This window comes from Bradyrhizobium elkanii WSM2783 (assembly GCF_000472865.1).
Lineage (GTDB): Bacteria > Pseudomonadota > Alphaproteobacteria > Rhizobiales > Xanthobacteraceae > Bradyrhizobium > Bradyrhizobium elkanii_A.
The window spans coordinates 1-13,834 of sequence record NZ_AXAP01000131.1 but is presented as its reverse complement, the minus strand read 5'-3'; the positions used below and the strand labels follow the sequence as shown (position 1 = coordinate 13,834).

General features: G+C 63.1%; 12 protein-coding genes. 6 read left to right on the top strand and 6 right to left on the bottom strand.

What is annotated here, in order from left to right:
• The 3 genes from YY7_RS0146870 to fabF form a co-directional block, all read left to right on the top strand.
• The coding region (locus YY7_RS0146870; RefSeq protein WP_028169061.1) for a DUF4082 domain-containing protein at positions 1–788 on the top strand (788 nt) is incomplete at its 5' end.
• A 6-nt stretch (positions 789–794) separates the two neighbouring features.
• Positions 795–2,030 (top strand): GTP-binding protein, encoded by a 1,236-nt coding sequence (locus tag YY7_RS55610; protein WP_051397323.1) that lies wholly within the window; start codon positions 795–797, stop codon positions 2,028–2,030.
• Between the two features lie 167 nt (positions 2,031–2,197).
• Entirely contained in the window at positions 2,198–3,460 is a 1,263-nt protein-coding gene (gene fabF / locus YY7_RS0146860) for a beta-ketoacyl-ACP synthase II (protein WP_028169060.1), read from the top strand.
• 131 nt (positions 3,461–3,591) lie between these two features.
• On the opposite strand, the gene YY7_RS0146855 is transcribed toward fabF, so the two are convergent.
• Positions 3,592–4,617, bottom strand: a complete 1,026-nt coding sequence (locus tag YY7_RS0146855) for an aldo/keto reductase (protein WP_028169059.1) — start codon at positions 4,615–4,617, stop codon at positions 3,592–3,594.
• A gap of 177 nt (positions 4,618–4,794) precedes the next feature.
• Here YY7_RS0146855 and YY7_RS0146850 point away from each other — a divergent pair, with 177 nt between their 5' ends.
• Positions 4,795–5,622, top strand: coding sequence for an enoyl-CoA hydratase-related protein (locus YY7_RS0146850; protein ID WP_028169058.1), 828 nt, complete (start codon positions 4,795–4,797; stop codon positions 5,620–5,622).
• 179 nt (positions 5,623–5,801) lie between these two features.
• Here YY7_RS0146850 and YY7_RS0146845 read toward each other — a convergent pair whose 3' ends face one another.
• The 5 genes from YY7_RS0146845 to YY7_RS0146825 form a co-directional block, all read right to left on the bottom strand.
• Positions 5,802–7,007: an ABC transporter substrate-binding protein gene (locus YY7_RS0146845; protein WP_028169057.1), complete on the bottom strand. Its 1,206-nt coding sequence runs from the start codon at positions 7,005–7,007 to the stop codon at positions 5,802–5,804.
• 124 nt (positions 7,008–7,131) lie between these two features.
• Positions 7,132–8,142: an NAD(P)H-dependent flavin oxidoreductase gene (locus tag YY7_RS0146840; protein WP_028169056.1), complete on the bottom strand. Its 1,011-nt coding sequence runs from the start codon at positions 8,140–8,142 to the stop codon at positions 7,132–7,134.
• A 21-nt stretch (positions 8,143–8,163) separates the two neighbouring features.
• Positions 8,164–9,348: an acetyl-CoA C-acyltransferase gene (locus YY7_RS0146835; protein ID WP_028169055.1), complete on the bottom strand. Its 1,185-nt coding sequence runs from the start codon at positions 9,346–9,348 to the stop codon at positions 8,164–8,166.
• 14 nt (positions 9,349–9,362) lie between these two features.
• A complete protein-coding gene (locus YY7_RS0146830; protein WP_028169054.1) occupies positions 9,363–10,502 on the bottom strand; it encodes an acyl-CoA dehydrogenase family protein in 1,140 nt (379 codons plus the stop codon).
• A 19-nt stretch (positions 10,503–10,521) separates the two neighbouring features.
• Positions 10,522–11,703, bottom strand: a complete 1,182-nt coding sequence (locus YY7_RS0146825; protein ID WP_028169053.1) for an acyl-CoA dehydrogenase family protein — start codon at positions 11,701–11,703, stop codon at positions 10,522–10,524.
• Between the two features lie 344 nt (positions 11,704–12,047).
• Between YY7_RS0146825 and YY7_RS0146820 the strand changes: the two genes are divergently transcribed.
• The gene (locus YY7_RS0146820; protein WP_028169052.1) at positions 12,048–12,788 is read left to right on the top strand and encodes an SDR family NAD(P)-dependent oxidoreductase; all 741 of its coding nucleotides are present in this window, start codon (positions 12,048–12,050) and stop codon (positions 12,786–12,788) included.
• Between the two features lies 1 nt (position 12,789).
• Positions 12,790–13,464, top strand: a complete 675-nt coding sequence (locus YY7_RS0146815; protein WP_028169051.1) for a glutathione S-transferase family protein — start codon at positions 12,790–12,792, stop codon at positions 13,462–13,464.
• Positions 13,465–13,834 lie beyond the last annotated feature (370 nt).

Below are 13,834 nucleotides of genomic sequence, written 5' to 3'. Positions count from 1 at the left end.
AGACCGCCAACCAGAACGCGACCGTCGGCTCGGCCTTCTCGCTGGTGCTGCCCGCCAACACCTTTACCGACGTCGATACCGGCGATACCCTGACCTATGCAGCCACGTCGGCCGACGGCACCGCCCTGCCGACCTGGCTCTCGTTCAACGCGTCCACACGCACCTTCAGCGGCACGCCGGCGGCCGCCAATGTCGGCACCGCCAGCATCAGGGTGACAGCCACCGACCTTGCGGGCGCTGCCACCAGCGAGACCTTCAATATCGCGGTGTCCACCACGCCCCCGCCTGCGCCGGTCAGCCTGTTCAGCGCATCCAGCACGCCGGCCGGCAGTTTCAATGACGGCCAGCAGGTTGAACTTGGCGTGAAGTTCACCTCTTCGGTCGCCGGCCAGATCACCGCGCTCAAATTCTACCGGAGCGCCAGCGACACCGGCCCTGATGTCGTCGACCTCTGGAGCGCCACCGGCACCAGGCTCGCGACCGCCACTTTCACCAACACGACGGCGAGCGGCTGGCAGACGGTTCAGCTTCCGACGCCCGTCTCGATCAACGCCAACACCACTTACATAGCATCCTATCACACTACCGGCGCCTATGTGGCGAGCGGCGGCGGCTTCAGTTCTCCCGTCACCAGCGGGCCGCTGACGGCGCCCTCGAGTGCGAGCGCGGGCGGCAACGGCGTCTATGGCTATGGCGGCAACAGCACGACCGGGCTGTTCCCGACCAGTACGTTCAACTCTGCCAATTACTGGGCCGATGTTGTGTTCCAGCCCCAACTGGTCGGTTAGGGTTGCATGGGAAGGAACGGGAAAGATCTGCTGCCTGTGACCGTGCTGAGCGGATTTCTTGGCGCAGGCAAGACAACGCTGCTTGATCACCTCTTGATGAACCGCGACGGCCTTCGGGTCGCGGTCATCGTCAACGACATGAGTCAACTCAACATCGACGCAAGTTTGATCCGCAATGGCGGCGCCGACCTGTCGCACACGACGGAGAGCCTCGTGGAGCTCAGCAATGGCTGCATCTGCTGCACGCTCCGCGACGACCTACTGCAGGAGGTCAGGCGACTGGCCGAACAACGGCGCTTCGATTATCTGCTGATCGAAGGAACCGGAATCGCCGAGCCGCTTCCGATCGCGGCAACGTTCTGTTTTCGCGACGAGCGCGGCGTCTCGCTTTCCGATGTCGCCCGGCTCGACACGATGGTTACGGTCGTGGATGCGACGAGCATGCTCGCCGACTATGGCAGCCGCCAACTGCTGCGCGAGCGCGGCGAGATGCGCGACAGAAACGACCAGCGCACGCTTATCGACCTCCTGGTTGAGCAGATCGAGTTTTCCGATGTCGTGGTGATCAACAAGATCTCGGAAGTGGCGGAGACGACACGCGCCTCGCTTCGGAAGATCATCGCGGCACTTAATCCGGATGCGCGCCAGATCGAAGCCGATTTCGGCAAGATTCCTCCCAAGGCACTGCTCGGCACCGGTCTCTTCAATGAAGCGAAAGCTGCGACGCATCCGCTCTGGCACAAGGAGCTCTACAACGCTGACTCGCACGTGCCGGAGACCGAGGAGTATGGAATATCAAGCTTCGTGTACCGAGCTAGGCGCCCGTTCGATCCCGTCAGCTTCCGATCTTTTCTCGACCAACCCTGGCCGGGCGTTATTCGCGCCAAAGGCCATTTCTGGCTTGCCACACGTCCGGATTGGGTAGGTGTTCTATCCGTCGCCGGGATCCAGCGTCGGTGCGAGCCGATGGGTTTCTGGTGGGCAACCGTTCCGAAGCCGGCATGGCCCAGCCATCAGCAATTTCAGGAGCAGATCAATAGCCATTGGGATGACGACTGGGGCGATCGCCGCCAGGAACTCGTCTTCATCGGCTCAGGCATGGACGAGGCACAGATCCGCGCCTCGCTCGATGCCTGCCTGACCCCTTGCGAAAATGGGTTCGATCCGGACGACTGGCGCAGCCTCGACGACCCCTTTCCACCCTGGAATGCTCCTCAACATGAGACACACGCGGGTCCTTGACGGGAGGCGTACAGCCGATCCGCAGGCATCGCTGTCGCGGCGAAGGACGCGAAACAAGTCAATCATGAAATTGTGCGCCACCCACTCGACTTTCCATTTGCGAGCACACAAGTTCTGATTGGGAACGGACGGTTCTCGCAAAGTCAAGAGCATAGGGTGTTGTTGTGATGCGCCGCATCGTTGTTACGGGAATGGGGTTGGTGTCGCCGCTCGGTTGCGGCGTCGAGCTCGCATGGTCGCGGCTGTCAGCCGGGCGATCGGGGCTTCGCGCCTTGCCGGCATGGGCGGCCGCGCTGCCGGCGCGCGTCGCCGGGATCGTGCCGACCAAGGCCGATGATCCCGAAGGCGGCTTCGATCCCGATCTCGGGGCGTCCCCCAAGGACCAGCGCAAGATGGACCGTTTCATTCTGTTCGCGCTGGTCGCGGCGGCCGAGGCGATTGCGCAGGCCGCGTGGACGCCCGCGGATGCCCATGCGATGGAGCGGACAGCGACCGTCATCGCATCGGGCATCGGCGGATTTCCGGCGATCGTCGAAGCCGTGCGCACCACCGATCAGCGCGGCGTTCGCCGTTTGTCGCCGTTCACCGTGCCGTCGTTCCTCGCCAATCTTGCGGCCGGCCACGTCTCGATCCGCCATGGCTTCAAGGGCCCGATCGGAGCGCCCGTCACCGCCTGCGCCGCGAGCGTGCAGGCGATCGGCGATGCCGCACGCCTGATCCGGTCGGGAGAAGCCGATGTCGCCCTGTGCGGCGGCTCGGAAGCCTGCATCGACCTGGTGAGCCTTGGCGGCTTTGCCGCCGCGCGGGCGCTGTCGACCGATTTCAACGAAACGCCCGAGCGCGCATCCCGTCCGTTCGACCGCGACCGCGACGGCTTCGTGATGGGCGAAGGCGCAGGCATGCTCGTCATCGAGGAACTCGATCATGCGCTGCAGCGCGGCGCCAGGCCCATTGCCGAAATCATCGGCTATGGCACGACCGCGGATGCCCATCACATCACCGCAGGCCCCGAGGACGGCAACGGCGCTCGCCGCGCGATGGAACTTGCGCTGCGTCAGGCGCGACTTGAGCCCGGCCAGGTGCAGCATCTCAACGCGCACTCGACCTCTACTCCGGCCGGCGATCACTCCGAGATCGAAGCCATCAAGTCGGTATTCGGTCGCGAGGGCAAGATCGCGGTGAGCGCAACCAAATCCGCGACGGGGCATCTGCTCGGCGCGGCCGGCGGCTTAGAGGCGATCTTCACCGTTCTCGCATTGCGCGATCAGGTAGCGCCGCCAACCCTCAATCTGGAAAACCCTGATGATGCTGCAGCGGGCATTGACCTCGTCGCCAGAGAAGCCAGGCCGATGGCCATGGAGCACGCGATCTCGAACGGGTTCGGCTTCGGCGGCGTCAACGCCAGCATCATCCTGCGACGCTGGACGTGATCATGTTGCGGAGCGAGGCACCCGCCATTGCTCCGCTCACCCGTCCTAGATCTTGTTTGAGCATGATCTCCGCGCAAACGCTTCGCGTTTGTCGCGAGGGAAAACCGGTTTCCACTTTTCCGGATCATGCCCTAGACCGCCGGCGGATTGCGATCGATGAAGGTCGAGCGTTGGTGCCAATAGGGATAAGGCAGCGTCACCTTGCTGGCTTCGTCGAGCTTGGCGACCTGCTCCTTGGTCAACGACCATCCGATCGCGCCGAGATTCTCGCGCAGTTGCGTCTCATTGCGCGCACCGATGATCAGCGTGGCGACGGTCGGTCGCTGCAACAGCCAGTTCAGCGCGATCTGCGATACGCTCTTGCCGGTTTCCTTGGCGATCTCGTCGATCGCATCCACGACGCGATAGAGGTGCTCATCCGGCACCGGCGGTCCGAAGGAAGACGTCTGCGGCAATCGGCTGACATCAGGACGCGGCTGGTTGCGCCGGATCTTGCCGGTGAGCCGGCCCCAACCGAGCGGCGACCACACCACCGCGCCGAGGCCCTGGTCGAGGCAGAGCGGCATCAACTCCCACTCATAGTCACGCCCGATCAACGAATAGTAGGTCTGGTTGGCGACGTAGCGCGGGAAGCCGTATTTGTCAGCGACCGCAAGCGCCTTCATGAGGTGCCAGCCGGAGAAGTTCGAGACCCCGACATAGCGGATCTTGCCGGCACGCACGAGCACATCGAGCGTTGCGAGCACTTCTTCGGGCGGCGTGAACGCATCGAAGCCGTGCAACTGGAACAGGTCGATATAATCGGTGCCCAGCCGGCTCAGCGAGCTATCGACCGCCGCAAGCAGATGCTGACGGGAGGAACCGATATCGTTCGGTCCTTCGCCGAAGCGGAAGCTGGCCTTGGTCGAGATCAGCAGCTTGTCGCGCCAACCCTTGATCGCCTGGCCGAGCACGCGTTCGGATTCGCCCATCGAATAGACATCTGCGGTGTCGAACATCGACACGCCGGCATCGAGGCAGATGTCGACCAGCCGCCGCGCTTCGGTCGCGTCGGTATTCCCCCACGCTGCCAGCCGACCGACGCCGCCGAAGGTGCCGGTCCCGAAGCTGAGCGCGGGCACGCTGAACCCTGACTTTCCCAGGCGTCGGTATTCCATCTGTGTTCTCCGCATCGTGCATGCCCAGCCAAGGGCGTCGCAGGATCGTATTCAAATCCGGAACCGCTGCAAGCGCACATCCGGAATGACGTGGCGGAGTGAAAGTGACTTGACACTCTATTGCACCGCGATCCGCACCATAATATTATGATCGAAATATAACTGGAGGGCACGGCCATGCCGGAGGATCGAACCGAGGTTGAAACCGGCACCGCCGAATTGCTGTGCCATATCGACGGGCGCGTCGCCATCCTGACGCTGAACCGCCCTGAGGCGCGCAACGCGCTGTCGGACAATCTCACCCCGGCCTTGCGCCGCATGATCAAGAGCCTGGGCGACGATCCGAAGATTGGCGCCCTCCTGATCACGGGCGCGGGCACTGCCTTTTGCGCCGGCGGCGACGTCAAGGGCATGGGCAGCGGCATCGCCCGGCCAGAACGGACGCTGGAGGAGCGTGTCGCCATTCTCCAGGAAAGGCAGCGCACGCTCACCGGCGTGCTGGTGGCGGTCCGCAAACCAACCGTCGCTGCCCTTCCCGGCCCGGCTGCGGGTGCAGGCCTTGCGATCGCACTCGCCTGCGACATCCGGATCGCGGCCGAGTCCGCCATCATGGCGACTGGCTATGCCCGCATCGGCCTGTCCGGCGACTACGGTGTCGCCTGGCTGCTGACGCGGCTGGCGGGAACAGCCCGCGCGCGCGAATTGATGTTCCTCTCGGAGCGTCTTGACGCCAGGCGCTGCGAAGCATTCGGACTGGTCAACCGCGTCGTGCCTGACGATCAGCTCCGATCGGCCGCGCTGGAACTGGCGAAGCAGCTCGCCGATGGCCCGCCGATCGCGCTTGGTTACATCAAGGACAATCTCGATCATGCCCTCACGTCGGACCTTTTGACCTCGATGGATTTGGAAGCCGAGCATATGGTCCGCGCGGCACGCACGAACGACCACAGCGAAGCGGTGCGCGCGTTCGTCGAGAAGCGCAAGCCAGTGTTTCACGGGGAGTAAGATACGCGTCGAGGCCTCCGGCCCACCTCGCCCCGCTCTTCGCGGGGAGAGGTCGAAATCAAGCGCAGCTTGATTTCGGGTGAGGGGGAGCTTCCGCGAGTCGAGCTCTCACCGTGTTCGCGGACAGAGCCCCTCACCCCAACCCTCTCCCCGTAAGAACGGGCAGAGGGAGGAAGAGATCACTCCGAATTCGCGTCCAGGATCGCGCCGAACGGCTCCCAATGGGTGCCGCTCCAGCGCTGCATCTGCAGTTGCGTCCAGACCATATTGTTGCTCTCTGACGTATTGGCCTTGATGCCAGGAGATGCCGTCGGAACCACGAAGTCTTTCAGCGATTTCGCCTGCTTGATGATGTTCTTGCGCGACAGGTCATTGCCGCACTGCTTCAGGATCTGCTCCAGGATCATGCCCTGCATGTAGCCGGTGAGGTAGCTGGTGTTCTGGATGTCGGCGCCGGGCAGATATTTTTCGAAGAACGCGCGATAGGCCTTCATGCCCTCGTCATTGTCCCACCTTGCATCCGTCGGGTCCTTGTTGATGGTGCCGACGATGACGCCCTTCGAGGCCTCAAGTCCGGCGGGTTTCAACGTGCCTCCGATCGAGCTCGACGGGAAATTGAGGATCACGGTCGCCTTCCAGCCGATCTCGGACGCCTTGCGGATCGCTTGCGCTGCGAATTTCGGCGTGCCCGCGACGAAGAAGCCTTCCGCACCGGAGCTCTTGAGATTGACCACCTGGGAATCGATGGTCGGTTCCGTCACTTCATAGGCTGCGGTGACGACGCGCTTGTCGAAATCGCCCTTCAGGATCGACTTGAACGCGGCGACATAGTCTTTGCCGAGGTCATCGTTCTGGAACAGGATCGCGTATTTCTTGCCCGGCAGCGTCTGCTCGAGGAATTTCGCGTAGATGCGGCCCTCGGTCTGGTAGCTGACGAGCCCCGTCGTCGTCAGCGGGAACTCGGCGACATCGGTGAACTTGCTCGAGCCGCTGACGATCGCAATCGAAGGAACACCCTTCGCCTTCAAATATTTCGCCGTCGCTGAATTGCCGGGGGTGCCGAGTTGGCTGAAGATAAACGCGACTTCGTCGCTCTCGACGAGCTTGCGGGCATGCTCGACCGCCTTCGGCGGACTATAGGCATCGTCCATCGCGATATAGTTGAGCTTGCGCCCGTTGATGCCGCCGCGATCGTTGATCATCTGGACATAGCCGAGTACGCCGCGCCCGACGAGACCGATCGACGACGCCGGACCGCTGAACGGAAAGATCCCGCCGATCTTGATCTCGCTTGCGCTGACGCCCGGCTCATCGGCCGCATTCGCCGGCATTGCGAGCAGCGATACCGCAACGCACGCCGCCGCCATACTCAATTTCACCTTCATGGTTACCCTCCCTCCAAAGCCGTCACGCGCAAGCCAATCATTTAAAAAAAAGCAGGCAGCCGCCCGCAGCCTGGTTCGCCTGCTCCGGGCGAACCAGCCAACATCTCGGAACCTCAAAGAGCTCTCAGGCGACCGCGCGCGCAGGCACCTTCGCCACAACACCGTCAAGGAAGCCGGTGAGCCGTTGCCGGATGATCTGCTCGGCTTCGGTCATGACGCGGTCGATCAGTTCCTGCACGGTCGGAATGTCATTGATCAATCCGACCACCATGCCGCAGCTCCAGGCGCCGGCATCCATTTCGCCGTCGACCATCACCTTGGGATAGACGCCCGCGACCTGATCGAGAATGTCCTCGATCTTCAGCCCCCTGCCCTTCTCGCGCTCGATCTCGACCAGGCGGTCGACGCCCTTGTTCTTCAACACGCGCTCGGTGTTGCGCAGCGCGCGCATCACCAGACGGGTGTCGAGCTCGGTGGCTTCCACCAGCGCCCGCTTCACATTCTCATGCACCGGCGCTTCCTTGGTCGCGACGAAGCGCGTACCCATGTTGATGCCATCGGCGCCCATCGCGAGCGATGCGACGAGGCTGCGGCCGTCAGCCATGCCGCCGGAAGCCACGAACGGAATCTTCAATTCATCCGCCGCGCGCGGCAGCAGGATCATGTTCGGGATATCGTCCTCACCGGGGTGACCGCCGCACTCGAAGCCGTCGACGCTGACCGCATCGCAGCCGATCTTCTCGGCTTTCAGCGAATGGCGGACGGACGTGCATTTGTGGATCACCTTGATGCCGGCGGCCTTCAGCGCCGGCATGTACTGCTCGGGGCTGCGGCCCGCAGTCTCGACGATCTTGACCCCGCCCTCGCGGATCGCGGCAATATATTCCGGATAAGGCGGCGCGGTGAAGCTCGGCAGGAAGGTCAGATTGACGCCGAACGGCTTGTTGGTCAGGTCGCGGCAACGCGCGATTTCCTTGGCGAGCAATTCCGGCGTCTTCTGCGTCAACCCGGTGATGATGCCAAGACCGCCGGCGTTCGACACCGCCGCGGCAAGCTCGGCAAAGCCGACATAGTGCATGCCGCCCTGGATGATCGGATGCTGGATGCCGAACAATTCAGTGATCGCTGTCTTCAAGACGTTTCTCCGCTTTCCCGATCAGTTGACGATTTCAAACAGGCCCGCGGCGCCCATGCCGCCACCGATGCACATGGTCACCACGCCGTATCTCGCCTTGCGCCGCCGCCCCTCGATCAGGATATGGCCGGTCAGCCGCGCGCCGGTCATGCCATAGGGGTGGCCGATCGCGATCGAGCCGCCATTGACGTTGAGTTTTTCAGGGTCGATGCCGAGCTTGTCGCGGCAGTAGATCACCTGCACCGCATAGGCCTCATTGAGCTCCCAGAGATCGATGTCGTCGACCTTCAAATTGTGCCGCTTGAGCAGCCGCGGGATCGCGGCGACCGGACCGACGCCCATCTCATCCGGCTCGACCCCGGCGGCAACGAAGCCGCGAAAGATGCCGAGCGGCTTCAGTCCCTTCTGCGCGGCGACCTTGTCGCTCATGATCACGCAGGCGGAGGCGCCATCGGAGAGCTGGCTGGCATTGCCGGCGCTGATCGTCTTGCCCTCGAACACCGGCTTGATCTTTGCGAGCCCTTCGGCCGTCGTGTCCGGCCGCGGCCCCTCGTCCTTCGTCAGCGTCACCTCCTTATAGGTGATCTCCTTGGTATCCTTGTCGACAACCGCCATCCTGGTCGTGATCGGCACGATCTCGTCGTTGAAGCGGCCGCCCTGCAAGGCGGCGCCAACGCGGCGCTGGCACTCGAGCGAATATTCATCCTGCTGCTCGCGCCCTATCCCGTAGCGCTCGGCGACGACCTCGGCCGTCTCCAGCATCGACATGTACATGTCGGGCTTCATCGCCATCAGCTCATCGTCGACAGCGTGGAACCTGTTCATGTGCTCGTTCTGCACCAGGCTGATCGACTCGATGCCGCCGCCGATCGCAACCTCGACGCCGTCCAGCATCACCGAGCGCGCCGCGACTGCAATCGCCTGCAGGCCGGAGGCGCATTGCCGGTCGATCGTGGTACCGGCGACGGTGACGGGCAAGCCAGCGCGGATCGCGCCCTTGCGCGCAACGTTCATCACCATGGTGCCCTGCTGCATCGCGCAGCCCATCACCACGTCCTCGACCTCACCGGGCTCGATGCCGGCGCGCCGGACCGCTTCGGCCATCACATGGCCGGCCATGGTCGGCCCTTCCGTGTTGTTGAGCGCGCCGCGATAGGCCTTGCCGACGCCTGTACGCGCGGTCGATACGATCACTGCATCTCGCATGTGCTTTCCTCTTCTCAGGCGGCCTTGTCGAGCTGCGCATAGCGCAGGACATGAAAGGCGGGGTCGCCGAACTGGATGTTGATGGATGAGATCCGCTTGAAGTAATGGCCGACATTGAGCTCGTCAGTCATGCCCATGCCGCCGTGAAGCTGCACCGCCTGGTCGGCGACGAATTTCGCCGCGTAGCCGATCTTCGACTTGGCGCCGGACGCAAGCCGCGAGCGTCCGGCGTCCTTTGATGCAAGGCCGAGATTGAGATGCTGCATCAGGGAGAGCGCCTCCTGATGCGCAATGAACATATCGACCATCCGGTGCTGTAGCACCTGGAACGAGCCGAGCGTCGCGCCAAACTGCTTTCGCGTCTTGCTGTACTCGAGCGTCGCCGCATTCAGTTCTCCCATCGCGCCGACGGTCTCCGCGCAGAGCGCGCCGATGGCCCTGTCACGGCAGGTCTCGAGCGCAGCAACACCCTCGCCTTCTCGCCCGAGCATCTGGCTCGCCGGCACCGAGACGTTCATCAGTGCAACCTCGGCCGCACGCCGGCCATCGATAGTCCTAAAGCCCTGCAGATGAAGGTTCGGGGAATGGCGATCGACAACGAACAGACTGACGCCGTTGCGATCACCCCGCTCGCCCGACGTGCGGGCGGAGACGATCAGACTGTCAGCCCAGGGCGCAGCCACGACCGCCGTCTTGGTACCGCTGAGCACGTAGCTGCCGCCCTCACGGCGCGCGGTGGTGGAAACATGGGCGAGATCGTAACGCGAGCGGCCTTCCGACCAGGCCAGTGCCCAGACACTCTCTCCGGACATGATGTCAGGGAGATACGTGGCCTGCTGAGCCGCTGAGCCAAAATCTTCGATCAGGCCGCCGGCAAGAACGACGGTCTCGAAGAACGGCTCGACCAGAAGGTGTCGGCCAAATTCCTGCATGATGATCATGGTGGCCAGCGGCCCGCCGCCGAGTCCGCCAACCTCCTCGGAGAACGGCGCGGCAAGCAAGCCGAGTTCGGCGAAGGACGACCAATGCTTGCGGCTCCAGCCCTCCTCGCTCGCGACGATCTTGCGGCGCGCGTCGAAATCGTACTGATCGCGCAACAGACGCTGCACGCTCGATCGCAACAGCTCCTGCTCTTCCGTGAACTGGATGTCCATTCCGATGCCTCCCGTCGCCCTATAGTCCGAGCACCGCTTTGGCGATGATGTTGCGCTGGATCTCGTTCGAGCCGCCGTAGATCGAGAGCTTGCGCGAGTTGAGATATTTTTCCGATACGGTGTGTCCGTAGTCCGGCCCCGGCATGAAATGATTGGCGCTCACCGGATGCTCGCGGATCGCGAGTCCGTAATTGCCGATCGCGCGGTGCGTCAGTTCGGTGATGGCCTGGAAAATCTCGGTGCCCCTGATCTTGAACAGCGACGCCGCCGGGCCGGGATCGATGCCGCGGGCCATTTGCGCGACGATACGAAGCTCGGTCGCCTCCAGCGCCAGCACATCGAGCTCGATGCGGGCGATGTCCCTGACGAATTCGAGATGGGCCGGATCGTCTTCGGGAATTTCCGTTTTGACGATCTTCTTGAGTCGCTCGATGTACCGCGTCGAGCGGCCGATGCCGGCCATGCTGGTGCGCTCATTGCCGAGCAGGAATTTGGCGTAGGTCCAGCCCTTGTTCTCTTCCCCGATCAGATTGGCGACGGGCACGCGGACGTTTTCTAGAAAAACGTCGTTCACCTCATGGCTGCCGTCGATCGTGATGATCGGGCGCACGGTGACGCCCGGCGACTTCATGTCGATCAAAAGGAACGAGATGCCGGATTGCGGCTTCGCGTTCTGGTCGGTACGCACCAGGCAGAAGATCCAATCGGCATGCTGAGCGAGCGTGGTCCAGGTCTTATGGCCGTTGACGATATAGTGGTCGCCGTCGCGCACCGCCTTGGTGCGCACAGAGGCAAGATCGGAGCCCGAGCCCGGCTCCGAATAGCCCTGGCACCACCAATCCTCACCGGACAGGATGCGCGGCAGGAACCGCTTCCTCTGCGCCTCATTGCCGAAGGTGTAGATCACAGGACCGACCATGGTGACGCTGAACGCGAGCGGCGGCAGCGTGCCGGCGCGCGTGGTCTCCTGCTCGAAGATGAAGCGCTTGGTGATCGACCAGCCGGGGCCGCCATATTCTTTGGGCCAAAGCGGCGCGATCCAGCCCTTCTTGTAGAGGATGCGGTGCCAGAGCAGCATCTGGTCCTTGGTGAGGTCGGTGTCCGGATTGGGGACGCGCATCTCCGCCGGATAGTTTTCCGCAATGAAGGTTCGTACCTCGTCGCGAAATGCGGCTTCTTCAGGAGAAAGCACCAGCTCCATCGGACAGCGCTCCTACCAAATTCCGCCGAGGTAGACGGATCTGCGTTTCATGGCGCGCGACGCGGAGCCTGCGACTTCGCCGATGCCAAGTGTCCCTGCCAAATTCGTCACCTCAGACCTCCCGACAGATATCGAGCCGCTCGCGAGGCGACTTCATCACTCCTCACATCTAACGTTCTTTTTTAGAACTAGTCAATTGCAATTCTTTGCGAGCTGTGGCTCGCGGACAGGCTACACGACGACGGCTGCTCAAATATCGGTGCGATATCGAATATTTCCATTTACTTCGCACGCGACGCTTTCTAATAATTCGGTACCAAATAAGAACTATATGGGAGAACAGGATGACGGAACGCCGCGGGGTCGCGATATTGGTTGGTGCGGGCGACGCGATCGGGGCGGCTGTCGCGCGGCGTTTCGCAAACGGCGGCTACACCGTCTGCATCTGTCGCCGCGACGCCGCCAAATCGCAGGAGCTGGTCGACGAATTGAAGGCCGCCGGCCACGAGGTCCATGCGCTCAGTGTTGACGCAAGGCAGGAAGCGGAAGTCCAGGATCTGTTCGCCCGCGTCGAGAAAGAGATCGGCCCGATCGAGATCTGCCTCTTCAACGCCGGCTCGAACGTCAACAAGCCGTTGCTCGAGACCACCGAAAAGCTGTTCTTCAAGGCCTGGGAGCTGGCCTGCTATGCCGGATTCCTGGTCGGCCGCGAGGCGGCGCGCTATATGGTGCCACGCGGCCGTGGAACCATCTTTTTCACCGGAGCGACCGCGAGCATCCGCGGCGGCACCGGCTTTGCCGCGTTCTCATCGGCGAAATTCGCACTACGCGGGGTCGCGCAGGCGATGGCGCGCGAACTCGGTCCGAAGAACGTCCATGTCGTGCACCTCATCATCGATGCCGGCGTCGACAGCCCGGCCATCCATGAGCGCATGAAGGCCCGCGGCATCGAGGCAAGCGCCATCGCACAGGACAGCCTGACCAAGACGTCGTCGATCGCGGACGCCTATTGGTTCGCGCATCAGCAGACGCGGGACGGCTGGACCCACGAACTCGATCTGCGCCCCTCGGTGGAGAAATGGTGAGATGGCCGCGCCGGAGCTGACCCTCTGGGGCGTGGGCACGAGCCGGACGATCAGGCCGCACTGGGCCATGCATGAGCTTGGCCTCTCCTATAAGACGCGGCCGATCGGTCCCCGCACCGGCGAGACCAAGACGACGGAATATACTTCGCTCAATCCGCGGCAGAAGATTCCGCTGCTGCAGGACGGCGATTTCTGTATCGGCGAGAGTGCAGCGATTGTCGCCTATCTGTCGCGAACCTATTCGACGCCCGAGCGTGCGCTGATTCCGGAGAGCCAGCGCGATTATGCCGCCTGGCTCGAATGGTGCTTCTTCATCGTTGCCGAGCTCGATGCGACCAGTCTGTACGTCATGCGCCGCCACAGCGGCAATGCGCTGGGCCACATCTATGGGGTCGCGCCCGATGTCGTGGCGCAGGCGGCGGAGTATTTCCGCCAGCAATCGCGCCACGTCGAGGTCGCGCTCGCCGACGGCCGCCAATTCCTGATGGGCGATCGTTTCACCAGCGCCGATATCCTGCTCACCACTTGCCTGGATTGGGCAATCGCTTACGGCGTCGGCATCTGCGACCACGCCCATCCCTATCTCGAGCGCATCCATCAGCGGGACGCGTATCAGCGCGGCCAGGCCGCAAACAAGCCGCTTGCCCCGGTCACACCGCCCGCGCCGAGGGCGTGAGCAGCCAAGAATTGTAGGGTGGAATTGTAGGGTGGGCAAAGCGCAGCGTGCCCACCATCCACGTTCGGTGCAAGCAAGGTGGGCACGCTTCGCTTTGCCCACCCTTCTGTAACGGGCCTTGCTCAGTCAATCCCTTTTGCGTCATCCACTCGCCGGGGTCTCGCTTCTGTACGGGGTCGGTGCAAGACCGCCACCTGATGGGGTTGGAGAGGATCGGTCGGCCAATCTACAGGAGCGTGGTTACGAGCCACCTGGTGGGCAACGGCCTGACCTGATCCATCGTCCCGGCGAAGGGACGTCGCTTCGAGAAGGCCTGGTGTGGTGACCCGCCCGAAAACCTGGTGTGCGCCTCCCTGTCAGGCTGCCGCCG